This window comes from Flavobacterium pasteuri (assembly GCF_048286615.1).
Lineage (GTDB): Bacteria > Bacteroidota > Bacteroidia > Flavobacteriales > Flavobacteriaceae > Flavobacterium.
Window position 1 is genome coordinate 158511 of the sequence record NZ_JBLVPN010000005.1, and the last position, 24993, is coordinate 183503.

Consider the following 24993-nt stretch of genomic DNA (forward strand, 5'->3'; position numbering starts at 1 on the left):
TTCAATTATTTTCTGTTGTATTATAATTGGGTAATGTAAAGATGAATGTGGCTCCGTCAGATACATTATTTTCACTCCAAATGCTTCCTTTATGGTGTTCTATAATTTGTTTGCAAATGGCTAATCCTAAACCGCTTCCTACTGGTTTCTTGATATTCTGGTTTCTGGATTGATAGAATTTATCAAAAATCGCTTCAGCATCTTCTGCTTTAATGATTTTGCCATTATTGTGAATTTTGACTTCTATATTGGTTTCATTTTCAAGTATCGAAATAACTATTTTTCCATTTGTATCTGAACAAAATTTTATGGCATTAGACAATAAATTATGAATGACCTGAACAATGCGTTCTTCATCGTAAAAAGCTCTTATTACCTTGTTTGAATCGTCAAATTCAATGCGTATTTTTTTGTTTTTAATTAATTGATTTAAGGATTCTAAAGTGTTCTTAATGGTTTTTGTAATGTTGTTTTTAGACAAATAAATTTTTTGTTTTCCGGTTTCAAATTTTTCTAAATCCAGAATTTTATCAATCAAACGGTTCAAACGATCGGACTCCGATATGATGTTTTGCAAAAACTGCTTTCTCAACTCCTCCGGGATATCGTCATCATCGTGAAGGATTTCGCTCGCTGCACGAATGGCGGTTATTGGTGTTCTCAATTCATGGGTAACCGTATCCAGGAATTCATCTTTTTGGATGTCTTTGTTGACCAGTTCCTGATTCGCATTTTTGAGTTGTTCTGATATTTTTTTTAATTCATTCGAAGTGTCCGTCAACTTCTTGTTGATGATGATGTTTTCTTTGGATTCCTCCAAAATTCGCAATACTTCGGGCAAACTGATTTTGTCTTCTTTGACCACACTCGATATTAATATTTTGGCGGAAGCCGTACCTATGTGTCCCGTCAATAAATTCTCGGCAAACTTTATAAATCGGGCATCGGCAGTCGTAATATTTTTATCAATGTTGTATTTTAAATTGAAAATAGTCAAAGCTCTTTTTGTTCGCTCTTCGCCAAGAAAGCGCTGCAACACTTTTTGAATATCCGAGATGTAAGCGGTTCCCTTCCATACAAAAGCGTTTTCGTGATTGGTGATGTATTTGTCAATATCCACAAACATTTCGGCATAATTGCGTTCTCTGTAATTACCTTTGAAACTCACCGATACTGCCGCATAACTCATGATGTTAATCAATAAACTCCAAAAAACAGCATGCGGAATAGGTTCTAAATAATCCAATCCAAAAAGTTGAAATGGCTTTAAGAGGGAAATTCCCCAAGGTCCTTCTGTAACAAAAAGACTGACTGAATTTGTCATTCCGGTTGCATACGGAATTAGTAAGGTATAAAAACAAACAGCAAATCCGAGAATGATTCCGGTGATAGCACCATTTTTTGAGCCTCGTCGCCAAAAGATAGCGCCAAAAAAGGAGGGCGCTAATTGGGCAATGACTACAAATGCTACTAAGCCTATTGAAACCAGTGAATAGTCTAGAATAAATAATCTGTAGATGGCATAGGCCAAAATAATTAGAGAAAAAATTCCAATTTTACGACTGTTTACGATGCGTTTGCTGTTTTTTTCTTGAGATGAATTTTCTAAGGACCCTATAAAGCCGTACGGAATCAATAAGTTGTTACTTAACATAGTGGCTAGAGAAATAGACGAAACGATAATCATTGAAATCGCTGCCGAAAATCCGCCTAGAAAAACCATCACTGTCAATATATTATTGTCAAATAACTGAGGAATCAGCAGTGAATAGGTATCTGCATTATGGTTTTTGCCTTCAAAAAGAATATTACCCCCCCAAGCAATAGGAAAAACAAAAAGGTTGAAAAGTAGTAGGTATAACGGAAATAGCCAAATGGCTGTTCGAATGTGGGTTTCTTTATTGTTCTCGACAATCGCCGTATGGAATTGTCTTGGCAAAAGGAAAATAGCAAACATGGATAGAATACAAAGGAAGAACCAGTTGATGCCGTTTGTAATGCCGCCAATCGTATTTTTTTTGTCAAAATCCTTGAGGATAGCCGCTTTTTGATAAATATCATCAAAACCGTCAAAAACAAAATAGGTTACATAAATACCAACTATCAAAAAGAAAATTAACTTTAAAATAGATTCCATGGCTACGGCAGTAACAATACCTCTTCTTTTTTCGGAAGCGTCTACATATCTTGTTCCGTAATAGGAGGCAAAAAGGGCTAAAGCAAGACATACGTAGGTTGTAGTATCAGTAAAAATATTTGAACTTGCTTGTGTTTTTGTAACAATATGAAAGGTATCTGATATGGATTTAAGTTGTAGGGAAATGTAGGGTAAAATACCAACAATGCAAATCGTAGTTACTAATGCTCCCAGAAATCTGCTGTTTCCGTATCGTAAAGAAATAAAATCTGCAATGCTGGAAATTTTATTTACTCTCGAAATTCGGATAATTTTTTTCAGAATAATCATCCACGTTGGGATAATTAATATGGGGCCTAAATAAATAGGTAAATAACCCAAACCAGATTCTGCAGCAACACCAATACTTCCGTAATAGGTCCAGGCTGTACAATATACGGCTAATGAAAAGGAATAAATGTAGGGATTATTTGTCCATTTAGAATGGCTTCTTTTTTCGGACCAATAGGCAATGTAAAAAAGAATCGACAAATAAAGCACCAATATCAATAAGAGTCCAATGCTATTCATAATATCTTTTTATAATTAGGTACGATATGGCGATTGAAAACAGCCAAGCCGAGAAGATATAAATATAGATGATTGGAAATCCAAAAAGTGGTTGTGAACTGTCAAATAAAACCAAGAGTGGCACGTTCAAAGCTAATAGCATTAGCATTGAAAGGATAACCAACTTTTGTTCATGTCTCTTTTTCATAAGAAGATGCAGTTTGTTTTGCAGCGGTATTACTTTCGCTTTTAAAGATTCTATTTTTGAATCTGGGTTTTTAATTTAAAAATAGACAATCTCTGCAAATGCATGCAGAGACTGGCTATTGTGGAATTTAATTAGTCGTTTTTTTCGTCATAATCACCCATTAAGGAATAATACCCAAAGGTTCCCAATCCTAAAACTACAAGCGGTAGTAGTATGAAAAATATGATTATTCCGAAAACTAAATCTTCCTGTTTGCCGGAGGTCAATTTGCCTCCAAAAATGTCAATGCAATAATAGGCCGTAGCAACTGCTAATGCAATCCAAACTAATCCTAAAACTCTTTTTATCTGATTCATAGCTGTGTTTTTATTCGTGAGCGTTTTTATCTTTATTTTTAATGTAAACCATTCCAACTACAAAACTGACTGCAGCAATAACAATTGGATACCAAAGTCCTTCCAGGTAAAATTCCGGATGGCCTAAGTCTTTTGAATTGGTAACAAAATAGGTTGAAATAGCAGGAAGTAACCCTCCAAAAATTCCATTTCCTACGTGATATGGCAATGACATTGATGTATATCTAATTTTTACCGGGAACATTTCAACCAAGAATGCTGCAATAGGTCCATAAACCATCGTTACAAATAGTACTTGTACAAATACTAGAAATATCAAAGCCCAATTGTCACTAGAGTTAATTTTAATAGTGGTTTTGGTGTCTACTTTTGGTTTACCATCCACAACTATTACTGCTCCGTTTTCTAAATGTACGGTTTTTATTTCTTGAAAAGTAGTTCCATCCACATACTCTTTGTTAGTCGTATAGATAGAATCCATGGTTTGCTTTTTATTTTCTTTCAATTCAGCAAGTACCGTAGTTTTTTCGACCATTTCGGTTTTGTTTTTCACCGATGTGGTTTCGTACATTTGTTTGTAGATTGGTCTATATAATAAAATGGCCAATAACATTCCGCCCATCATAATGTATTTCCTACCTACTTTATCACTCAACCAACCAAAAAATACGAAAAATGGGGTTCCAAGAATTAAAGCAACTCCTAATAAAGTATCCACTTGAGAGGAGTCAATGGCCATTACTGTTTTCATGAAATTCATTGCATAAAACTGACCAGTATACCAAACAACACCTTGTCCCATTGTAGCTCCAAATAAAGCCAATAATACAAATTTCATATTGTAACGATTTCCAAAACTTTCTTTCAATGGATTTGTACTTGTTTTTCCTTCGCTTTTCGCTTTGGCGAAAACAGGTGATTCATCCATGTTTTTACGAATCAAATACGAAACTCCAACCATAACTATGGATAACCAAAACGGAACTCTCCATCCCCATTCGTCAAATTGTTCTGGTGTTAAGATATTTCTTGTAGCAAGAATTACCATCAAAGAGATGAATAATCCAACAGTTGCTGTAGTCTGAATCCAAGAAGTCCAGTATCCTCTTTGCCCGACGGGAGCATGCTCAGCCACATAGGTTGCGGCTCCACCATATTCACCACCCAAAGCAAGACCTTGAAGCAAACGAAGAATTAACACTAATAAAGGCGCCATGAATCCAATAGTTTCATAACTCGGGATACAACCAATCAAGAATGTGGCTCCACCCATTAATAAAAGCGTAACCATGAACGTGTATTTTCGTCCAATTAAATCGCCTAATCTACCAAAGAAAAGAGCTCCGAAAGGACGCACAACGAATCCGGCTGCAAATGTTGCCAAGGTTGACAAGAAAGCTGCTGTAGGATTATCTGAAGGGAAAAATTTTGTTGAAATTACAACGGCTAAACTTCCAAAAATGTAGAAATCATACCATTCGATCATTGTACCCATTGAGGATGCGGAAATGACTTTCCAAATTCCTTTTGTTGATTTAGTACTCATAAATTATATTTTTAAATTTGTTTATAGATAGATTTGAAGTTGTACTACGAATTCTCCTTTTGATCCTGAGATATTCGATGGAGTCGTGTAAATAGGTCTTGTTGAATATTGTGCAGTGATTTTAGCGTGTTGACCATCCAAGAAAAAGTTGGTTCCCAGATCAAATTGAGTACTGGATTTATCTAAAGCGTCAAAGCTTTTATACGTAAATGCTCCAAAAGGTTGTACACGAACTTTAGGTTTGTCTACTTTGCTTGGTAATAAAATTCCGGCTTGTGTGTACCAGATATTTCCAGATCCAATAGTAGCTTGTGCATTTCCAGGTCCAGCCAATGCTCTGCTTCCTGTGAAGTTAGGGTCAACAGAACCAATATTCATAATGGCTACATTGCGTAAATAGTTAGGCCCAAAATCATAATCATAAAAAACACTGTATCCGGTTACAGCCATTTTATTTTCTTTTTTTCCAACAGGCAAGTCAAGAAAAATATCTGCTGCAAAAAGATTGATATTGTGTTTGCTAATAGTGCTATTAACAGAAGATTTAGTTGCGTCCGGAGCAGTGTAAAAACCAGCACCAATATTGAATACTTTTTTAGTTCCTAAATAACTGCCTACTTTATAAGGTAGTAAATTAGCTTCTTGATCTAAAAATTGATATTCAAAATAACCTGCTTTAGACCATTTTGTGTTTCCGCTGTTGTCAACGGCTACGGCATTATCTGCGGTAGTTACATTAGTAGGAACTAAGTTTGTGGAGTAAGGTTTGTTGTAACTCAAACGGTATTCTAATTTACCATATTTACCTTTGGCGAATAAACCCATTTGTCTGGCAAACTGATCTGAATTTTCTATTAATGGCCAGTTGAAGATAGGCGCATCAATTGTTAAAAAGTTCAATGTAGAGGCCATTGTTGCTCTGGATAATCCCATGTAATAATGCAATCCTCCACCTAGAGATAAGCTGAGTTTTTTGTCTTTTTGAGGCAAGACTAATGCGTATTCATTCCAGGCATCGTGAAAAAATAAACCTGGTTTTTTTCCGGCACCATATCCGCCAGTTCCAGAAGTTCCCGCTGCACCACCATTAGTAAAGGTTTGATTGTTAATCCCAAAGTGCGTTACAATCATGTATCTTTTAGATATTTGAGAGTAAGCAAGAAAACGTAAACGTCTGTTTCCAATGTCGGTTCCGGTTGTTGCCGCTTCATTTCCAATCATTGTTCCGGGATTCATTTGGCTGGAACGAAACCATATTTGGTTCCATGCTATAAATCGCATGTATTTTGAACCATCTTCGTTCAGATTGAATTTCATTCCGCTGCCGTAATCTGTGGAGCCTTGTGAAAAACTTTTTAGGGACAATAAGAGTATTGCCGCTATAAAAAATATTTTTTTCATAAATAAAATTTTGGTTGTTAAATGGTTGGTTAATAAAGTGCCAAATTCTATTATTTTATTCTTAAAAAAAATTTATATATATTTATGTGTAAAGATATATAGTTAATCTTTGAATCTTTCCCATTTTATAAGCATAAACTTATCTCCAAGTTCTGTTATTATCATACCTGCACCGGAAAGTAATTGTTTGTTTTTTAGATATTCTATCAGTTCTAAGTGGCTAAAAATCTTATAAGTAGGATGGTAGTTGGCGTGAGACGGTTTTTTTATGTTAAATGTCTTTACCCAATTGCTTACCGTGACGTGGGAAACCCCAATAATTCGCTCAATTTCACGAAAACTCAGACCCTCGAGGTAGAGTTGCAATGCTTTGGTTACATAGTAATCATCGATCTTTTTACCTATTTTATTTACTGTAAAAAAATAGTTGCATTTTTTACATAAATACCTTTGTTTACTGTTGATTATGCCACTTTTTATAATGTGGTCGTTTTGGCATTTCGGACACGTTAAAAGCTCCATGTATATAAATTTTGCATAAATATAGCAATTTTGCAACTATATAAAAGAGAATAATATAAAAAAAATGTTTTAAATTTATTAAAGGTGCATTTTTATTGAAGAAAATGTGTGTGTTTAACAAATTTTGCCTTTTTTTAAATAAAGCGATTGTTTACAATTCTAATTGTGTTTTAAAATCACTTTGTTTGCAATAGTGTGTTTTGTTTTGATTAACTTGATGAGTTAAAATTTTTGTTATAAAAATAATCAAACTAGATAAAAATACTTATATTTGTAGTAAGTATTTATACTTATTTTAAAAAAATGTTATGGTACAAGTCGAAGAAGCATTATCGATAATTGCAAAGAATAGTGTCAGGATGCCCATCATAAAAATTAAAGTGGCAAAATCACTTGGTTTTATCTTGGCGGAAACTATTTATTCGCCAATGGATATGCCTCCTTTCCGACAATCAGCGATGGACGGTTACGCTTTTATACATAGTGAATTGCAACAATTGGATGTGGTAAGCACTTCGCAGGCGGGTGACTTTTCGAATAAAAAAATAAAGGAAAATCAGGCGGTTCGAATATTTACAGGGGCTTATGTACCTAATGATTTGGATACGGTTGTGATGCAGGAACATACTGCGGTTAAAAATAAAACGGTTGAAATAACTAAAATGCCTGTTCGTTTTGCCAATATCAGAAACAAAGGCGAGCAAATCAAAGAAAACGAACTCGTATTAGAAAAGAACACTATGATTACTCCTGCTGCTATTGGTTTTTTAGCTTGTTTGGGAATCACGGAAATTACAGTTTATGCCAAACCAAAAGTTGCCATTGTAGTCACGGGAAACGAATTGGTGAAAGCCGGAAGAAAATTAGCTCAAGGAAAGATTTATGAAAGTAATTCGATTATGCTGCAATCTGCTTTGCAGGGAATTGGGATCAAGAAAATAGAAATATTCCGTGTGAAGGATAAACTGAATGCGACAAAAAAAGTGCTGAAAAGCTGTCTTTCTGCGTTTGATGTGATCTTAGTTTCTGGCGGAATTTCGGTTGGGGATTACGATTTTGTAAAAGAGGCGCTTTTGTCAAATGGAGTAGAAGAGTTGTTTTATAAAATCAATCAGAAACCGGGAAAACCTTTGTTTTTTGGAAAAAAAGACAAAACGATAGTTTTTGCATTGCCTGGAAATCCAGCGTCAACATTGACCAGTTTTTATATTTACGTTCATCCGGCGCTAAAAATAAGTATGGGTTTTGAATCTATTTATTTGCTAAAAATTATACGAAAAATTACGGTTCCATTTGAAAATACATCTGGAAAATCACTGTTCTTGAAAGGGTTGTATGACGATGAAAAAGTGACCATTTTGGAGAGTCAAAGTTCAGCGATGTTAAACACTTTTGCAACAGCAAATGCTTTAATTTATTTGCCTCATGATGTGGTAAATATTGCGAAAGATCAGGAACTACAGGTTATACCGCTTTATTGATAGTGAATAGAAACTATAATAGTTGGAAAGAGCGTGAAGTTTTTTTTATTGAAAAATTGAAAGATTCAAGAATGTAGAAGCAGTTGCTAAACAATCTTCCAATCATTAAATTATTTTTTATGCAAGTATCAATTCTTTGTGGAGGGAAAAGTAGCCGAATGCAGTCGGAGAAAGGATTGGTATTGTACCAAAACAAACCTTTTATCGAGCATATTATTGAAGCGGTTTTGCCAATATCGAGTAACATTCAATTGATTACGAATACAAACGATTATGATTATTTAGCATACAAGAAAATAAAAGATATAGTAGTTGATAAAGGACCTTTGGGCGGAATATATACCGCGCTGGTTCATTCAGAAATGGAAATGAATTTGATATTGAGCTGCGACATTCCATTGATTTCTAGTGAAATACTACTGGAATTGATTGAAAAGCATGGTGCAAATTTTGATGTTTCTGTTTTTGAAGATATAAATCGGATTCATCCTTTGATAGGAATATATTCAAAAAGAATACTACCTATTTTAAAAAAGGCAATTGATGTAAATGATTTGAAAATGATGCGTTTCATTTCAAATGTAAAACATCAATTGATTCCGATTACGGATGCCAAAAGACACTTGTTTAAAAATATAAATTCCGTTGACGAGTTGAAGGAATTGAAACCAATTTATCCCAGTTAAAATGAAAAATTCAAATATACCAAAATTAACAATAGTTGGGGCGGGCCCCGGAGATGTGGAGTTGATTACTTTAAAAGCCATCAAAGCGCTGGAAAGTGCTGATGTTGTTTTGTATGACGCCCTTGTAAATGAAGAATTATTGCAATATGCATCGAATGCTGAAATCATTTTTGTGGGGAAACGTTTTGGGTGTCACGCCTACAGCCAGGATCAAATTAATGAATTGATTGTGTCGATGGCAAAACGTTTTGGTCATGTTGTTCGATTGAAAGGCGGCGATCCATTTGTTTTTGGAAGAGGTAGCGAAGAGATTGAATATGCTGAAAAATTTGATTTAGAAACCGCAATTGTTCCCGGAATTTCATCGGCTTTAGGCGTTCCTGCATCAAATGGAATCAGTCTGACACAACGAAAAATTGCCGAAAGTTTTTGGGTAATCACCGGAACTACTTCGGATCATAAATTGTCTAAAGACGTATCTTTGGCATCGCAATCTTCAGCAACGGTGGTGATATTGATGGGAATGAATAAATTGGACGAAATTATTTCGATTTATCAAAACAACAGAACCGATGATTTGCCTGTTGCAATCATTCAAAACGGAACAAAAGACACAGAGAAAAAAGTGGTGGGAACCATCAGTTCTATTGCAAAATTAGTGCAAGAGCACCAACTTTCTTCGCCTGCAATTATCGTCATTGGTGAAGTGGTGCGAAATGCGTCAAAATTAACAACTTATTTTCAAGAGGAATTTACAGAAGATGAGTTCATTTTTCAAAATTTAGATATAGCAATATGATTGCAGTAAAATATTTTGGCGCTATAGCCGAAAAAACTAAAAGTTCAGAAGAAGAATTTTCTTTTTCAGATATGCCTTTACATAATTTATTGTTAGCATTAGAAAAGAAATACCAATTGAGTGAACTTTCTTTTAGTGTTGCAATCAATCAAAAAATAGTTCAGGAAACAGCAAATTATGTATTGAAAAGTAATGATATTATAGCTTTATTGCCACCATTTGCAGGAGGATAAAACCACTAAAGTGGAATTATAAAAGACTAAATTTATGGACACAACACGATACAACCGACAAATCATACTTCCAGAAGTTGGCATTGATGGCCAACAAAAACTGCAGCAAGCCAAAGTCTTAATCATTGGTGTCGGAGGATTGGGTGTGGCTGTTTTACCGTATTTGGCTGCAGCCGGAATAGGGGAAATTGGGATTATTGACGATGATCGAATCGAAGTGACTAATTTGCAACGTCAAGTGATTTACAAAAGCAGTTCCGTGGGAAAAAGTAAAGTTTCCGAAGCTAAAGCAATGGCTTTGGAACTCAATCCTTCGATAAATATAAATGCAATCACTGAGAAATTAGACTCGAAAAACGCAATTTCGTTATTCGAACACTATGATATTATGGTTGACGCCACGGATAATCTGACTACTAAATATTTGATTAATGATGCGTGTGGCGTAACTAACAAGCCTTTTGTTTACGGTTCTATTTATAAATTTGAAGGGCAGGTTGCTGTTTTTAATTATGAAAACGGACCTACATACCGCTGTTTGTTTCCAGAGCAGAATAGTGAAGTAAGGAACTGTAATGATGCAGGTGTCATGGGAATATCGGTGGGAATTATCGGGATGTTTCAGGCGAATGAAGTTTTGAAAATGGTTTTGGGAATAGGAGATTTGTTGTCTGGAAAATTATTGGTGTACAATATGTTGAATAACGAACAACAGAAATTTGAGTTTTCAAAAATAGACACAAATACGATCGATACAGTAGCTTTCAAAAACAAATATAGTTCAGTAGGAACTGCAAATCTTGAAATTAGTGCTGTTCTTGCTTTGGAACAAATGCATCATCCAGAAGTTGTTTTTCTTGATGTTCGAAATTCAGAGGAGTATCCAAAAATAACAATTAAAAATGGGCTTCAAATTCCGTTAGACCGTTTAGAATTTGCCTTGCATCAGTTGGATCGTAATGCGGAAATATTTGTTTTTTGCCAATCCGGAATCAGAAGTAAAAAGGCAGTGGAAATCCTTAGAAATAATAATTTTGCGAATGCCAAAAGTATTGCCGGTGGCGCTAAAGCATTGGATGTAATACTGCATAAAGGAACGGTTTCTGTTTCCTAAAATATAAAATAATAGGACAAACTGTAAATAATAGTAAAGAAAAATTTCGCCACGAATTCCACAAATTTGACACGAATTAGTGTTTTATTTTTTATTTCAATATAAAAATTCGTGTCGAATTTGTGTAATTCGTGGCCAAAGAAAAAACTATAGTCCGCTAAGCGGACATTCATAAAAATAAAGATCATGAGTAAGAAAACTGTTTTCATTCAAGGACCCATTTCTTCAGAATTTATAGGGCAGTCGATTGCCAAACACCAGTCGAAAACCACTATTGGCGCACATAATATTTTTTTGGGTCAAGTCAGAGCCGATGTTATTGACAGTCAAACCGTAACTGCAATTGATTATACTGCTTACGAGGAAATGGCAGACGAAGCACTCAATGTGATTAGAGAGAAAGCTTTCGCGCAATTCGATTTGATTTGCATGCACATTTATCATAGTTTGGGTACGGTGAAAGCTGGCGAAATCTGTTTGTTTGTCTTTGTTTCGGCAACGAGAAGAAAGCAAGTGTATGAAGCTACGGAAACGATTGTGAATTGGATAAAAACGGATGTGCCTATTTTTGGTAAAGAAATATTTGAGAATAGTACTTTTACCTGGAAGAAAAATAGTTTGTAGTAATAAAAGTCATAAAGTCTAAAAGTGGATTAGGCTGAAGTCTTTTTGAATTCTATAAATAGAATAATCCAAACGAATTATAAATAACGGTTTTATTGTTTCAAGAGGCTGACTTTGCAACTTTAGACTTTAAAACTTTAGACAGATAAATATGGTTGATATCACACATAAAATAAGTACGCTCCGCACCGCAACAGCTCAAGCAACAGTTATAGTCAGCAAGCAAGAAACTATTGACGCCGTTGTGAATAATCTTGTGCCAAAAGGGAACGTGCTGGAAATGGCAAAAACTGCCGGGTTATTTGCGGTGAAAAACACGCATTTATCCATTCCGGATTGTCATCCTATTCCTATTGAATTTACTTCGGTAGCATATGAAATCAACGAATTGAGCATTGATATTATTTTCAATGTCAAAACGGTTTATAAAACCGGAGTTGAGGTCGAGGCGATGCACGGTGCTTCGATTGTGGCGCTTACGATGTATGATATGCTGAAACCTATTGACAAAAACATCGAGATTTCGACGATAAAATTAATCAATAAAGAAGGCGGGAAATCGTCTTTCAAAAATAGATTTCCATTCACCATTACAGCGGCAGTTTTCGTTTGTTCCGATTCTATTTTTGCAGGAGATAAACAAGATCGTTCCGGTAAAATAATTGTCGAAAAACTGGAAATTAGCGGAGTCGAAACTACGCATTACGAAATCATACCTGATGAAATGGATGTGATTCAAGAGCGCACTAAAGCTTTCGCCAAAGAAAATCAATTGATCATTTTTACAGGAGGAACCGGGCTTTCGCCAAGAGATGTTACACCGCAAGCATTGGAACCGTTATTAGAAACCAGAATTCCGGGAATCGAGGAAGCCATACGCAATTACGGGCAACAACGCATGCCGTATTCCATGCTTTCCAGAACCGTGGCGGGAACTTTAGGCAATTCGTTGGTTCTGGCTTTACCGGGTTCAACCAATGGCGCAAAGGAATCTATGGACGCCATATTTCCTCATGTGCTGCATGTTTTTCATATTTTAAAAGGCAATAATCATGACACCAAATAACGCTGTTTTAACGGATGATTTTGGACGTAAACACAACTATTTGCGTATTTCTCTAATTGAGAAATGCAATTTGCGTTGTACCTATTGCATGCCTGCCGATGGAATTGTATTAAGTCCAAAAGCGAGCTTGATGACGGCTGACGAAATTCATGCCATCGCCCAAACATTCGTCAATAATGGTGTTGACAAAATAAGATTGACTGGCGGAGAACCGCTATTAAGAAAAGATTTTCCTGAAATAATCGCCAAACTGGGGTCGCTCAAAGCCGAGATTTCCATCACTACAAACGGAATTCTGATTGACAAACATATAGACGTTCTAAAGCAGTTTAACGTCAATAAAATCAACTTGAGTTTAGATACTTTGGTGGCTTCAAAATTCCATTCGATTACGCTTAGAAACCAGTTTCAGAGTGTAATTGATAATCTGCATTTATTGCTGAATAATGATTTCAAAATCAAGGTAAATGTGGTTTTGATAAAAGGATTCAATGACGATGAAATCATTGATTTTATTAAGCTCACCCAATTTTTACCCATTTCGATTCGGTTTATAGAATTCATGCCTTTTGCAGGAAATGAGTGGGACAAGAGCAAAATGGTTTCTCAAAAGGAAATTCTTGATCAGGTGCAACGTCATTTCCCAGAATCGGATGTAGAGAAATTAGAAGATGAAAAAAATTTCACTGCCAGAGAATTCAGAATAAAAAACTACTTGGGAAGTTTTGGGATTATCAGTTCGATAACCAATCCCTTTTGTGACGGTTGCAACAGAATTCGCCTTACAGCCAACGGGAAAATTAAAAACTGTCTGTTCTCCAACTCCGAAACAGATTTAGTGACGCCTTTCAGAAATGGCGAAGCGATAGAAGACTTGATTGCTTTTGCCATTAAAAACAAAAAGAAAGTACGCGCAGGAATGACTACAATCGAGGATGTAAATAATCCTGCTTTAAATCAAGACAATCGTAGTATGATTGCTATTGGCGGTTAATTTTCTACAAATTTTTTAGGAGTTAATCCCAGCTAGCGCGAGCGTCCCGCTCGTGCCCGCAAAGTAAAAACAATAGATAATTGAGTACAAAATATAAATTTTTAGAAAAATGGAAGCTTATTCTATAAGTTTATCCCCAGCTAGCGCGAGCGTCCCGCTCGTGCCCGCAAAGTAAAAACAATAGATAATTGAGTACAAAATATAAATTTTTAGAAAAATGGAAGCTTATTCTATAAGTTTATCAACTATCCAGTGGATAGCAGTATTGATTACGGATTTATATTTTGGAAACATAATTGAATCATTAAATTATTGAAAAAATAAAGAGAAGAGAAATTTGATTGTGGTCACGAGCGGGACGCTCGCGCTAGCCTTTGAAAAGCTAAGTTACTGAGTCCTCAATCTCCCCGCTCCCGCACGAATCCTTTTGTGTGGTTCGTGTAAATTAAAACTAAACTTAATCTTAAAAACAGTAACTATGAGCAGAAATTATAAATTTACTTCGTCCGTTCGACTATCGTCTTGGGTCATAATCCAGAGGGTTTGTACTTTATAAGTTTTACTCATTTGTTTTTATTGTTTTTTATAGGTATTCGTGCATCCGCTGCGCTCAAGTGCAGTGGTAGGTTGGTTAGATGTATTTACTCGTAATGAGTACAAGGATTTATTTCTTGAAAGTGTAGCATTTTGTCAAAAAAATAAAGGATTAGAAATTCATGCTTGGTGCATTATGAGTAATCATGTTCATTTAGTTTTTAGGAGTGTAAAGGATCAGAAGCCCGAATTATTGATTGGTGATTTAAAACGGTTTACCAGTCAATCAATTGTAAAAAGTATACAAGAAAATCCAAGGGAAAGCAGAAAAGAATTCTTGTTGGATTTTTTTAAAAAAGAAGCTGAGAAAAGTTCAAATGTAAAACACTATCAATTTTGGCGTCATGATAATCAACCTATAGAATTGTGGAGCAATGCCGTTATTAAACAAAAGATAGACTATATACACAATAATCCTCTAGAAGGAGGCTTAGTTTATGAAGCAGAAGATTACGTATACAGTAGTGCCATTGATTATTCAGGTCAAAAAGGATTAATTGACGATGTAGTTGTTTTTAGAATGTTTACTATTTAATTATAACGAACCACACGAAAGGATTCGTGCGGTAGCGCAGGTTTTGTATCTGGGATGTTTTGCAAACCCGAAAATAAGGCTTAATTTAGCCTCAAACCACTTGTAGTAAGGTAATGTTATACATAAAAACAGATAATTATACAGTGAAGTAAACCAGCATAAATCTTATAAAAATGGCAAAACGATCAAATAAATACAAAATAACTTTAGAACAAGTTTCTTTAATGAATGAAGATGCTACATCATCAGAACCTTTAATTGTAGAATTTGAGAACCATGACGAAATTTTTAAAATTATTGAGGTTATGCGTGAAAAAAATCTATTTGAAGAAAAAAATCATTCTACAGAATTTGCTATAGGGCTTAAAATGTTTGGGGAAGTAATGCTAAAAAATAAAAACCTCCCGCTCTTCAAAGAATTTTATCCTGCTTTTGGAGATTTTATGAAAAAATTGAAAAGTTCAAATTAATAAAGTAAATTTTTAAAGGTCAGCAGGAATCCGTGATCTAGCACCACTACCGCACGAATCCTTTCGTGTGGCCTCCCAGCTAGCGCGAGCGTCCCGCTCGTGCCCGCAAAGTAAAAACAATAGATAATTGAGTACAAAATATAAATTTTTAGAAAAACGGAAGCTTATTCTATAAGTTTATCAACTATCCAGTGGATAGCAGTATTGATTACGGATTTATATTTTGGAAACATAATTGAATCATTAAATTATTGAAAAAATAAAGAGAAGAGAAATTTGATTGTGGTCACGAGCGGGACGCTCGCGCTAGCCTTTGAAAAGCTAAGTTACTGAGTCCCCCGGCTAGCGCGAGCGTCCCGCTCGTGCCCGCAAAGTGAATGCAATAGATGATAAGTACAAAATATTATAGAATCGTTAGGTTTTTGCAGAAAAACAGAGATATAGAAATTTGATTGTTGGCACGAGCGGCACGCTCGCGCTAGCCTTTGAAAAACGAAGTCCATAAATATGTTTTTTAAATTAGTGGGATACACTCGTGCCCTCAAACCTAAGTCAGTTTTTAATTTAAAACCAATGAGTAGAAAATATAAATTTGCTGAAAAATCCGGAGCATGTTTTATAAGTTTCGCTGTTGTCCCAGCTAGCGCGAGCGTCCCGCTCGTGCCCACAAACCTAAGTCAATTTTACTTTAAAAACCAATGAGTAGAAAATACAAATTTGCTGAAAAATCCGGAGCATATTTTATAAGTTTCGCTGTTGTCAATTGGATTGATGTATTTACTAGAGACAATTATTTCTGGTGCATTATAGAATCGTTAGATTTTTGCAGAAAAAATAAAGGGATGGAAATTTATGGATATTGTATTATGCCAAGCCATATTCATCTTATATTCCGTTCTTCATCAAATGATCCTTCCGGTTTGATAAGAGATTTTAAGGGATATACTTCAAAGAAAATAGTAAAAACAATTGAGGAGAATCCACAAGAAAGCAGAAAAGAATGGATGCTATGGATGTTTGAAAGAGCAGGGAAAAAGAATAGTAATGTCGCGAATAGACAATTTTGGCAACAACATAATAATCCTATCGAGATTTGGTCGTTGAACGTATTTGAGCAAAAACTAGACTACATTCACAATAACCCTGTTGAAACTGGATTTGTAACTGATGCTGTAGATTGGAAATATAGCAGTGCCAGAAATTATGGTTGTGACGATCAAACGGTTTTGGAAATAGACAGGAACTGATATTGATTGTGGGCACGAGCGGGACGCTCGCGCTAGCTTCTGGTATTTTTCTAGTCAAACTGAATTAATTTTTTTGAGGAAATAATGTACTGTGATTGCTTCGTTCCTCGCAATGAACAGATTGTGGAAACGGTATTATGAAAATAGTTCATTATTCCTAGCCCTGATGGTAGCGGCATCCTCGTAGTCCCGAAGCATCGGGACTACGAGATACAGCGGACAGCAGGAGGTTTCGTTCTTGAAAAGGCAATCATTCTGCTCCAAATTATAAAAACGGTTCTAAAATCTTTTTAGTAGTTTTACTGTAACACAATTTCAATACTACACTCTTACTGTAGAATTTATTGTTATTAAAAGCTATACTTTATGAAAAAAATTGTTTTAAGTGCCGTTGTACTTTGTTCGGCATGTATGTTGCAGGCCCAGAACATCAATAAAATTATCAATACAAAAGACGTTACCAAGATAGAGAAAGTGCTTTCGGCGGATGAAATGCAAGGGCGAAGAGCGTTTACTCCGGGTATCGATAAGGCTTCCTCTTATATTGAATCTGAATTTAAGAAAATAGGGCTGCAAACATTTAACGGAGCGAAAGATTTCAAGCAGGAATTTTTTATGACGGAGTCTAAAAATGAATCCTTAAATGTGCTGATTGATGGTAAAGCAATAGATAAAGCGGATGTGGTTTCTTTTTCCTACCAACCGCAACTTGCAATGACTGAAAAAAGTGATGTTCAGGTGGTAAAAATAAATGCCGGAGATAAATTTGGCCCAAAGTTTTACGAATATTACCAAAGCGATAAAAACCTTTTGGTTCTTGTGGATGTTTCTTTTAAACCCCGAATCGCAAATATGAGACACATTCCACAAATGACTGCTAGTCCTGCAGGAAATTCGGTGGTGTTTGTTTTTGGTCCAACTGAAGCAACGCAATTTTCAATAGAAGGCACCAATACAATCACCAAAAAAGTATTAAATAACGTAGTAGGCATGTTGAAAGGCAAAAGCAAACCCAATGAATATGTTGTGTTTTCAGGACATTATGACCATCTGGGTGTTGGTTCCCCTGCAGAAGGAGTGGAGCACGATGCTACCGATTCTATTTATAATGGTGCCAATGATGATGCCGCCGGAACTACAGCCGTAATCATGCTCGCCAAGTATTTCAAGAAACTAAACAATAATGAGCGTACGATATTGTTTACCACATTTGTAGCAGAAGAAATAGGCGGTTACGGCGCGCAATATTTTTCGAAACAATTAAACCCGGATCAAGTTATGGCTATGTTTAACTTGGAAATGATAGGAACGGAATCGAAATGGGGTAAGAATTCGGCTTACATTACTGGTTTTGAAAAATCTAGTATGGGAGAAATACTTCAGAAAAACTTACAAGGATCAGCGTTTAAATTTTATCCGGATCCTTATCCGGAACAACAATTATTCTATCGTTCCGATAATGCGACTCTGGCAAAACTAGGTGTTCCTGCACATACGATTTCGACGTCTAAAATGGACAGCGAACCTAATTATCACAAAGTAAGTGATGAAATAGAAACTCTTGATATGGTGAATATGACACAAATCATTAAGGCCATTGCCATCAGTTCTGCTACTATCGTAAACGGAAAAGATACGCCATCAAGAGTGGATAGCAGTGCTTTGAGTAGAAAGTAGCCTAGTTCTTCGGCTTTCTTTCTTGATAAGTAAAGTCTATATAGTAATAATGGGTAATTATTTTACAATCAGATTGTAGAATAATTACCCATTTTTGTATTTTTATAATTTGTGGAATTTACTGCAATTCCACCTTAACATTATACTGATTTAAACTCAAAATAGTTTCAATAGATCCAAAAGTGGCAATGCTTCTTTGGTATTCTCTTTCTTTTTTTAAAGCGATTTGTTTCACGCAGTTTTGAAACCGGCTCACTTCTTTTAGATTGGTTAAAATTAATCCGGGAACAGGCGCATTTTTTCCTTCTTTGTCTTTGGAAACCATAGTGAAATAAGACGAATTGCAATGTTTTACGACTCCGGTTTGAATGTTTTCGGCTTCTACTCGAATTCCAATAATCATAGAACTCGTTCCTACATAATTTACGCTGGCTTTCATGGTTACCAATTCGCCGACTTCAATAGGTTTTAAGAAATTCACGGTATCTACAGAAGCCGTTACGCAATAATTCCCTGAAAATCTGGAAGCACAGGCAAAAGCAATTTGATCGAGTAAGGATAAAATGTAACCTCCGTGAATTTTACCACTAAAATTAGTGTGCGAAGGCAGCATTAATTCGGAAATGGTAATATGGGAGGAAGCTACCGTTTTGAAAGTAGTGTTCATTTGATGTGTTATTTATTTTACAGATGACTTTTTATAAAGCGCCTAGTTTTTCTCCGGCTAATACGACAAAGTTTATTTTTGGAGATTCACATAAAGAACAGCAGTAATCCTCGGGTAAATCTTTGAATAAAACTCCTTTTTCAATGCCTTGAATAACATCGCCGTATTCAGAATTGTATAAAGTCAAGCACTCTGGACATTGATGAATATCTTGTGTTGTGGTCTCTTTTTTGGCTGCTTTTGTAGGTACTTCGGCAATTTGATTTCCTAATTCATCAAAATATTTCCTGCTCAATTCAATCAAAATGGTTGGCAATTCCAGTTTGTCAACATCTTGAGCATGAACAATGTATTCTTTGGTATTGTGGTCAAAATTTTTAGCATACAAAACATTATACGTGTCTCTAATTTTGATGGATTCCAAGTCTTTTGGTAACTCATTTTTTTCTACTACAATCGAAGTGAAATAATGCCCGTCTCGGTTGTATTCTGATATTCCAAAAGTAAGTCCGTACGTACTGATGTCAAATTGATCCAGCGTTCGAACCAGAAAAGTTTTGAGATTCAATGCCCATTCCATTGCAACGGGTAAGTGCCAGTTGAGTTCCAATAAGGAGTGACGCACGTTAATTCCTTTTTTGCCCAGGAATTTTTCCCAGTCTAATTTTCGGTCTTTTGGAATCCCTTTTATGATAAAAGATTTCCAAGGCGTGATGCATATTTTTCCGATTTTACAATCAAAACACAAATCGCACATTTCTTTCAGAAAGTCTAAATCATAAAGGTTATTTCTCCAATACAAACCCAGCCAATATTGATCAATTCCCAAACGATTCATGCCTTCGTAATACGGAAATGGGTAAAAAGGAATGTTTAAGGGCTTGTCTATAGTTCTATTATTGGTGTCCAAAGCATCGCTGACCAATTGAAAAATCATCTCTACAGAATCCGGTTCTTCAATAAGTTTCTTTTCTATTTCATAATATATTTCAGCAATATTCCAGCTGTAAATCAGTACGGGATACATTTCCATTTTGTCCCATTTTGGCAAACGAATGTATAGAAACCAGTAGTCCTCGTGATCCGAAGCAATGAAGTTGATGTGTCCTGTAAACAAAGGAACCAACTGTTGTTTTGGGTCGGTGATATTAACTTTTAGCTTGGGATGTTCCTTGAATTGTTCTAAAATATATAAAAATTTATTTCCCGTAAGCCAAGGTGTGTTTCTAAAAATATCGGTGGAAACATAGGACGAAACAATGTTATTTCCGCTTTTTTCATTGGGATGAACAAAAAGATTTTTGCCTACTTTTTCCTTATCTACCGCCGTAAAATCTTTTGGAAATATAATGTCTTGCCGAGAACCAAAGGAGATGGAATCCAGTCCTTGTTCTAAACCCATATTTACAATTTCTCGCAATTCACCTGGTGAAATCACGCCTCCTTTTACTATTAGTCTTGTCAATTCCATGTTTATTTAGTGTTCAGTATTCAGTAATTAGTGTTCAGTTACTGACTGTAAACTGACCACAGATCACTGACCACTATTATTTATTTTTTGCTAAAATTTCTTTTACTTCGGTTTTACAACTTCCACAACCCAGTCCGGCACCGGTGGTTTTGCATAATTCGGTAAAATTAGTCACGCCGCTTTTTATGGCTTCTTCAATATTGCCGCTTCCCACTTGGCTGCAAGAGCAAACGAGTTTTCCTAAAACGGGTTTAGCATTGGAACTTCCTCTCAGCAATGTATTTCTCTTGTCCGATAGTTCGATTTTGCTTTCAATCATAGTTTTGAATTCGGCAAACTCATTTTTATCGCCCATCAAAATGGCGCCTACTAACAAATCGTTTTTGACGATACATTTCTTATAGTATCTTTTTCCCAAATCTGAAAACACAATTTCTTCGTAGGAATCATCATTCTCCGGAATTTCAATTTCTCCAATGCTGCATAGGTTGATATCTTCGAGTTTCAGGATGTTCATTAAAACGGAACCTTTATAGAAACTGCTGATGTCGCCGGCCATAAAATTTGCCAAAACATCTGCTTGTTCTTCAGCCGCTGAGGTGATTCCGAATAACTGATTGTTGAATTCGGCGATTTCGCCAATGGCAAAAATATTTGGATTCGAGGATTGTAAATACTGGTTTACTTTTACGCCACGTCCGCAGGAAATACCAGATTCTTTGGCTAATTCTATATTTGGGATGGTTCCAATGGTGTATACGATAGCATTGGCAGTAATAATTCGACCACTTTTCAGGGCAATTTCAATTTCGTTCGAATTTTCTGTTTCGAATACCGTACTGACTTCATTATCAAAATAAATTTGAATGTCTCGAAGCTGTACTTCTTCGGCCAGTAATTTACTAGAGATTCGGTCTAATTGACGTTCCATTAATCGGGAAGCCCTTTGAATTATCGTAATTTTTACTTTTTTGTGTTTCAAGGCTGCAGCCAATTCCAATCCTAATAATCCACCGCCTACAATAACAACATGTTGCTCTTCGGGAGGCAAATTAGTGTCATCCAGATAGTTTTTCAATCGGTCCGCATCTTCTTTTTTTCTTATGGTAAAGCGTCCCGGCAAATGCAATTGCGCATTTTCAGGAATAAAAGGTCGGCTTCCAGTTGCCAATATTAAGGAGTCAAAAGTATGAACGATGCCGTCACTATCTAGAATTGTATTTTCTTTAGCCTTGATGGTATCAATTGAAACATTTGATTTCATCGTGATGTTGAGCTTGCTCAAGGCTTCGTCTTTGATTTTCAAAAGCTGCTCCCACGAAAGTTCCGCCGTTACATATTCCGGTAATAAAACGCGGTTGTAAAAAGGATTCTCTTCATTCGAAAACACAATAATTTCATCCGAAGTATTGATTTCTCTATAGTTCTGAATGAATCGGAAAGCGGCTGCTCCAGCGCCAACGACTGCGATTTTCTCAAAGGGTTTCACGTATTTGGCAACGGCAACGGTGGTAAACTTAAAATCGGGTTCTTTTGAGATTGGATCTACAACGGTGTTGGTCAAATTGTTGGTTCTGTTCAAATCATTTTCCAGTTGTTTTCCCCAGTGCATCGGCAAGAAAAGTACGCCTTCCCTAATAGAATCAGATACTTTTGCTTTTACCCGAACTGTTCCATTTTTGCTTGTTACCACTACAATATCGCCGCTTTTTATGGCTGCTTTGTAGGCGTCAATAGGATTTATTTCCAGCATCGGACTTGGGATATGCGTCATCAATCGGGATACTTTTCCTGTTTTGGTCATCGTATGCCATTGGTCTCGAATGCGTCCCGTTGTTAAAATAAACGGAAATTGATTACTGGGTTGTTCCGAGGTGTTTTCAATCGCTGTCGGCAGATTAAAAATCGCTTTTTGCGAAGGTGTATAGAATTTTTTATCCGTAAATAAACGAGGCGTTCCGGGATGTCCATAATCTGGAACCGGCCATTGAAAAGTACCTTCGTTTTTTAATCGATTGTAATTTAAAAAGGAAATGTCAATGCTGGTGTTTTTTGTCATCAGGCAATATTCCTTATAAATGTCTTCGGTAGTGTTAAAATTAAACCCGCTAAAATTCATTTTTTTAGCAAAGCGAGTCAGGATTTCCACATCGGGAAGTGCTTCTCCCGGAGCATTGATGCCTTTTGGTAAATAGGAAATTCGTCTTTCCGAATTTGTCATCGCACCTTCTTTTTCTAACCAACCAGCTGCAGGTAATAATAAATCGGCAAATTTTGACGTATCAGCATTATGAGAAATGTCTTGAACTACGACAAATTTGGCATTAGCCAATGCTTTTTCCACTCTTCTGGAATCGGGTAAACTCACTAACGGATTGGTGCAAATAACCCAAATCGCCTTCATTTTTCCAGATTCTAAGGCGTCAAACATTTCTGTTGCCGTTAATCCCGGTTTTTCGGAGATGTCTTCCACTCCCCAAAAATCTGCAACTTCTTTTCGGTGAATAGGATTGTTCAATTCTTTATGAACTGCGAGTAAATTTGCCATTCCGCCCACTTCTCGACCGCCCATAGCATTGGGTTGACCCGTCAATGAAAAAGGACCAGAGCCCGGTTTTCCTACTTGTCCGGTGAGTAAAGAAAGGTTGAGTAAAGCGGTGTTTTTGTCTACGCCAATAGCACTTTGGTTGAGTCCCATAGCCCAAAGCGAAAGAAATCCTTTGGCTTTGCCAATGATATCAGCGGCTAGTTTGATATCGTTTACAGGTATTCCGCAAAGTTTTGATGCTTTCTCTAGCGAGCTGGCAAGTACCAGATCTTTATATAATTTGAAATTTTCAGTATGGTTTTTGATGAAATCAGTGTCGGCATATCCTTTTTCGATTAGCCTTTTGGCCAAAGCATGGTATAAAATAATATCAGTCCCCGGAATGATTTGTAAATGCAAGTCGGCGTTTAAGGCCGAATCTGTTTTTCGGGGGTCAACTACAATGATTTTTATTTTTGGATTCTTTTCTTTGTGTTGTTCGATACGTCTAAAAAGAATTGGATGACACCAAGCCGGATTGGCACCAGTTATCAAAAAGGTATCGGCGAGTTCAATATCGTCGTAAGCGATGGGAACCGCATCTTCGCCAAATGTTTTTTTGTAACCCACCACCGCTGAACTCATGCACAAGCGAGAGTTGGTATCGATATTATTGGTTTTCAGAAATCCTTTTACCAGTTTGTTTACTAAATAATATTCTTCGGTAAGGCATTGTCCGGAAATGTAAAATCCTACGCTGTCTGGACCGTGTTTTTTTATGATGGAGGTAAAAACTGCCGCAGCACGATCCAAAGCAGTATCCCAGCTCACACGTTCCATAGGATGTGATTTACTCCATCGCATTTCCGGATATAGGATTCGGTCAGAAGTATCATTGACTACATAATGCAGGTTCATCCCTTTGGAACATAACATTCCTTTATTCACAGGATGGTTTTTGTCGCCAGTTACCGTTACTCCATTTTTAGAATCATTGGTTACTATAATTCCGCATCCTACTCCACAATAGGAACACGTAGTTTTGATTTCTGAATTTTGCATTATCGAATTTCTTTATTAATAATGAAAGCCTGTATTTGAGCGCTAACTAGATATTGAAATGTAAAAATAAGTATTTTTACGTATTAATACGTATTAAACGAATATTATTTTATATTTTTGATTAAAATAAATGAATGCATCCCATCATTTTGTAAACAATTTTTAAATTTTAGCTACGTATGAAAGAAGAATTAGCCACTTGTACCAGTTGCGTAAATGAAAATTGTTTTATAAAAAAGCACCTTCATTTAGAACAAATGAAAAAGTACATTGATAAAAATCGAAGTTTCACTTGTAAAAAATCGCAACAATTTATAATTGAAGGGGCGCCAATCCAAGGCTTGTATTTTATTTACAAAGGAAAAGTAAAGACTGTAAAAACAGGCATTCACGGCAGAGAGCAAATTGTGCGCTTGACCAAAGATGGCGATACAGTTGGTTTTAGAGGCTTCGGTACGAGCAAGCGCTACCACATTGGTGCGTACGCTTTAGAAGATACGATGTTGTGTAATTTCAGTAATGAAGACATGCTGGAAATACTTCATAATGTTCCCGAATTCACCTTTGATTTAATGTTATTTTACGCAGAAGAATTGAATAAAAGCGAGAATAACATTCGAAAAATTGCCCAAATGAACGTAAGGGAAAGAGTCATTGATACCTTATTGTATATTCATAAAAAATTCGGTCAGCTGAACGGAGTTATTGATTTGGATTTATCCAGAAAAGAAATTGCCGATTTTGCAGGAACTACTGATGAGCAAGTAATTAGAGTGATTTCAAGTTTAAAGAAAGAAGTCCTTATTACAACCATCGGTAAGAAAATAGGATTGGTCAACACCGACAAATTAAAATCTGAAATAAAAGAACACAAATACCTTTAGTACTCAATTTCAGATTAGATCCACTACCATTTTCCATTTAATTGACATCGAAAGTCTTTAAAAGTCAATTATCAAAACGGCTTTCCAGAAAATCCCAGAAGTTTCCACTTCCTTTTCTACGTATTCAATTCAGCTCACCTCAA

The 24993-nt window shown here is 36.0% G+C and carries 22 protein-coding genes; 13 read left to right on the forward strand and 9 right to left on the reverse strand.

What is annotated here, in order from left to right; translation table 11 throughout:
* Position 1: 1 nt before the first annotated feature.
* The 6 genes from ACNQF6_RS09290 to ACNQF6_RS09315 all read right to left on the reverse strand — a co-directional run bounded on the left by ACNQF6_RS09290 (position 2) and on the right by ACNQF6_RS09315 (position 6719).
* Positions 2-2707, reverse strand: a complete 2706-nt coding sequence (locus ACNQF6_RS09290; RefSeq protein WP_417965256.1) for an ATP-binding protein — start codon at positions 2705-2707, stop codon at positions 2-4.
* On the reverse strand, positions 2700-2894 hold the full coding sequence (locus ACNQF6_RS09295) for a hypothetical protein (RefSeq protein WP_417965258.1): 195 nt from the start codon (positions 2892-2894) through the stop codon (positions 2700-2702). The genes ACNQF6_RS09290 and ACNQF6_RS09295 overlap by 8 nt, the downstream gene beginning before the upstream one ends.
* A gap of 131 nt (positions 2895-3025) precedes the next feature.
* On the reverse strand, positions 3026-3250 hold the full coding sequence (locus tag ACNQF6_RS09300; RefSeq protein WP_282713178.1) for a DUF6814 family protein: 225 nt from the start codon (positions 3248-3250) through the stop codon (positions 3026-3028).
* Positions 3251-3260: 10 nt separating this feature from the next.
* Positions 3261-4796 carry an MFS transporter gene (locus ACNQF6_RS09305; RefSeq protein ID WP_282713177.1) on the reverse strand — a complete coding sequence of 512 codons (1536 nt, stop codon included), beginning with the start codon at positions 4794-4796 and terminating at the stop codon, positions 3261-3263.
* A gap of 21 nt (positions 4797-4817) precedes the next feature.
* Positions 4818-6197: a porin gene (locus ACNQF6_RS09310; protein ID WP_417965261.1), complete on the reverse strand. Its 1380-nt coding sequence runs from the start codon at positions 6195-6197 to the stop codon at positions 4818-4820.
* A gap of 102 nt (positions 6198-6299) precedes the next feature.
* A complete protein-coding gene (locus ACNQF6_RS09315; protein ID WP_417965263.1) occupies positions 6300-6719 on the reverse strand; it encodes an IS1/IS1595 family N-terminal zinc-binding domain-containing protein in 420 nt (139 codons plus the stop codon).
* A 308-nt stretch (positions 6720-7027) separates the two neighbouring features.
* Here ACNQF6_RS09315 and ACNQF6_RS09320 point away from each other — a divergent pair, with 308 nt between their 5' ends.
* The 12 genes from ACNQF6_RS09320 to ACNQF6_RS09375 all read left to right on the forward strand — a co-directional run bounded on the left by ACNQF6_RS09320 (position 7028) and on the right by ACNQF6_RS09375 (position 18239).
* Complete coding sequence (locus ACNQF6_RS09320; protein ID WP_417965265.1) at positions 7028-8200, forward strand: molybdopterin molybdotransferase MoeA; 1173 nt, start codon at positions 7028-7030, stop codon at positions 8198-8200.
* 119 nt (positions 8201-8319) lie between these two features.
* Entirely contained in the window at positions 8320-8886 is a 567-nt protein-coding gene (locus tag ACNQF6_RS09325; protein WP_417965267.1) for a molybdenum cofactor guanylyltransferase, read from the forward strand.
* A 1-nt stretch (position 8887) separates the two neighbouring features.
* Positions 8888-9685, forward strand: a complete 798-nt coding sequence (cobA, locus tag ACNQF6_RS09330; protein ID WP_417965269.1) for a uroporphyrinogen-III C-methyltransferase — start codon at positions 8888-8890, stop codon at positions 9683-9685.
* Entirely contained in the window at positions 9682-9918 is a 237-nt protein-coding gene (locus tag ACNQF6_RS09335; protein WP_417965271.1) for a MoaD/ThiS family protein, read from the forward strand. Before cobA ends, ACNQF6_RS09335 begins: the two co-directional genes overlap by 4 nt.
* 34 nt (positions 9919-9952) lie before the next feature.
* Complete coding sequence (gene moeB / locus ACNQF6_RS09340; RefSeq protein ID WP_417965273.1) at positions 9953-11032, forward strand: molybdopterin-synthase adenylyltransferase MoeB; 1080 nt, start codon at positions 9953-9955, stop codon at positions 11030-11032.
* Positions 11033-11218: 186 nt separating this feature from the next.
* Entirely contained in the window at positions 11219-11656 is a 438-nt protein-coding gene (locus ACNQF6_RS09345) for a molybdenum cofactor biosynthesis protein MoaE (protein WP_417965275.1), read from the forward strand.
* Between the two features lie 151 nt (positions 11657-11807).
* Positions 11808-12722, forward strand: coding sequence for a bifunctional molybdenum cofactor biosynthesis protein MoaC/MoaB (moaCB, locus tag ACNQF6_RS09350; protein ID WP_417965277.1), 915 nt, complete (start codon positions 11808-11810; stop codon positions 12720-12722).
* Positions 12709-13716 carry a GTP 3',8-cyclase MoaA gene (moaA, locus tag ACNQF6_RS09355; protein ID WP_417965279.1) on the forward strand — a complete coding sequence of 336 codons (1008 nt, stop codon included), beginning with the start codon at positions 12709-12711 and terminating at the stop codon, positions 13714-13716. The genes moaCB and moaA overlap by 14 nt, the downstream gene beginning before the upstream one ends.
* Positions 13717-14335: 619 nt before the next feature.
* Positions 14336-14845 carry a transposase gene (locus ACNQF6_RS09360; protein ID WP_417965496.1) on the forward strand — a complete coding sequence of 170 codons (510 nt, stop codon included), beginning with the start codon at positions 14336-14338 and terminating at the stop codon, positions 14843-14845.
* Between the two features lie 173 nt (positions 14846-15018).
* Entirely contained in the window at positions 15019-15315 is a 297-nt protein-coding gene (locus ACNQF6_RS09365) for a DUF3861 domain-containing protein (protein WP_282728257.1), read from the forward strand.
* A gap of 698 nt (positions 15316-16013) precedes the next feature.
* Complete coding sequence (locus tag ACNQF6_RS09370) at positions 16014-16562, forward strand: REP-associated tyrosine transposase (protein WP_417965281.1); 549 nt, start codon at positions 16014-16016, stop codon at positions 16560-16562.
* A 366-nt stretch (positions 16563-16928) separates the two neighbouring features.
* The gene (locus ACNQF6_RS09375; protein WP_417965283.1) at positions 16929-18239 is read left to right on the forward strand and encodes a M28 family metallopeptidase; all 1311 of its coding nucleotides are present in this window, start codon (positions 16929-16931) and stop codon (positions 18237-18239) included.
* Between the two features lie 118 nt (positions 18240-18357).
* Here ACNQF6_RS09375 and ACNQF6_RS09380 read toward each other — a convergent pair whose 3' ends face one another.
* The 3 genes from ACNQF6_RS09380 to ACNQF6_RS09390 all read right to left on the reverse strand — a co-directional run bounded on the left by ACNQF6_RS09380 (position 18358) and on the right by ACNQF6_RS09390 (position 23966).
* Positions 18358-18906: an acyl-CoA thioesterase gene (locus ACNQF6_RS09380; protein WP_282717377.1), complete on the reverse strand. Its 549-nt coding sequence runs from the start codon at positions 18904-18906 to the stop codon at positions 18358-18360.
* A gap of 31 nt (positions 18907-18937) precedes the next feature.
* Positions 18938-20377 carry a rubredoxin gene (locus ACNQF6_RS09385; protein WP_417965286.1) on the reverse strand — a complete coding sequence of 480 codons (1440 nt, stop codon included), beginning with the start codon at positions 20375-20377 and terminating at the stop codon, positions 18938-18940.
* A gap of 76 nt (positions 20378-20453) precedes the next feature.
* Positions 20454-23966, reverse strand: coding sequence for a molybdopterin-dependent oxidoreductase (locus ACNQF6_RS09390; protein WP_417965288.1), 3513 nt, complete (start codon positions 23964-23966; stop codon positions 20454-20456).
* 179 nt (positions 23967-24145) lie between these two features.
* Here ACNQF6_RS09390 and ACNQF6_RS09395 point away from each other — a divergent pair, with 179 nt between their 5' ends.
* A complete protein-coding gene (locus ACNQF6_RS09395) occupies positions 24146-24850 on the forward strand; it encodes a Crp/Fnr family transcriptional regulator (protein WP_099713648.1) in 705 nt (234 codons plus the stop codon).
* Positions 24851-24993: the final 143 nt, after the last annotated feature.

Bases quoted from the DNA above. Each gene is read 5' to 3' on its own strand.
- ACNQF6_RS09290 (WP_417965256.1), bottom strand. From the start codon at position 2,707: ATGAATAGCATTGGACTCTTATTGATATTGGTGCTTTATTTGTCGATT.
- moaCB (WP_417965277.1), top strand. From the start codon at position 11,808: ATGGTTGATATCACACATAAAATAAGTACGCTCCGCACCGCAACAGCT.
- ACNQF6_RS09390 (WP_417965288.1), bottom strand. From the start codon at position 23,966: ATGCAAAATTCAGAAATCAAAACTACGTGTTCCTATTGTGGAGTAGGA.
- ACNQF6_RS09305 (WP_282713177.1), bottom strand. From the start codon at position 4,796: ATGAGTACTAAATCAACAAAAGGAATTTGGAAAGTCATTTCCGCATCC.
- ACNQF6_RS09295 (WP_417965258.1), bottom strand. From the start codon at position 2,894: ATGAAAAAGAGACATGAACAAAAGTTGGTTATCCTTTCAATGCTAATG.
- ACNQF6_RS09365 (WP_282728257.1), top strand. From the start codon at position 15,019: ATGGCAAAACGATCAAATAAATACAAAATAACTTTAGAACAAGTTTCT.
- ACNQF6_RS09385 (WP_417965286.1), bottom strand. From the start codon at position 20,377: ATGGAATTGACAAGACTAATAGTAAAAGGAGGCGTGATTTCACCAGGT.
- ACNQF6_RS09315 (WP_417965263.1), bottom strand. From the start codon at position 6,719: ATGGAGCTTTTAACGTGTCCGAAATGCCAAAACGACCACATTATAAAA.
- ACNQF6_RS09320 (WP_417965265.1), top strand. From the start codon at position 7,028: ATGGTACAAGTCGAAGAAGCATTATCGATAATTGCAAAGAATAGTGTC.
- cobA (WP_417965269.1), top strand. From the start codon at position 8,888: ATGAAAAATTCAAATATACCAAAATTAACAATAGTTGGGGCGGGCCCC.
- ACNQF6_RS09310 (WP_417965261.1), bottom strand. From the start codon at position 6,197: ATGAAAAAAATATTTTTTATAGCGGCAATACTCTTATTGTCCCTAAAA.
- ACNQF6_RS09370 (WP_417965281.1), top strand. From the start codon at position 16,014: ATGAGTAGAAAATACAAATTTGCTGAAAAATCCGGAGCATATTTTATA.
- ACNQF6_RS09335 (WP_417965271.1), top strand. From the start codon at position 9,682: ATGATTGCAGTAAAATATTTTGGCGCTATAGCCGAAAAAACTAAAAGT.
- ACNQF6_RS09325 (WP_417965267.1), top strand. From the start codon at position 8,320: ATGCAAGTATCAATTCTTTGTGGAGGGAAAAGTAGCCGAATGCAGTCG.
- ACNQF6_RS09395 (WP_099713648.1), top strand. From the start codon at position 24,146: ATGAAAGAAGAATTAGCCACTTGTACCAGTTGCGTAAATGAAAATTGT.
- ACNQF6_RS09345 (WP_417965275.1), top strand. From the start codon at position 11,219: ATGAGTAAGAAAACTGTTTTCATTCAAGGACCCATTTCTTCAGAATTT.
- ACNQF6_RS09375 (WP_417965283.1), top strand. From the start codon at position 16,929: ATGAAAAAAATTGTTTTAAGTGCCGTTGTACTTTGTTCGGCATGTATG.
- moeB (WP_417965273.1), top strand. From the start codon at position 9,953: ATGGACACAACACGATACAACCGACAAATCATACTTCCAGAAGTTGGC.
- ACNQF6_RS09380 (WP_282717377.1), bottom strand. From the start codon at position 18,906: ATGAACACTACTTTCAAAACGGTAGCTTCCTCCCATATTACCATTTCC.
- moaA (WP_417965279.1), top strand. From the start codon at position 12,709: ATGACACCAAATAACGCTGTTTTAACGGATGATTTTGGACGTAAACAC.
- ACNQF6_RS09300 (WP_282713178.1), bottom strand. From the start codon at position 3,250: ATGAATCAGATAAAAAGAGTTTTAGGATTAGTTTGGATTGCATTAGCA.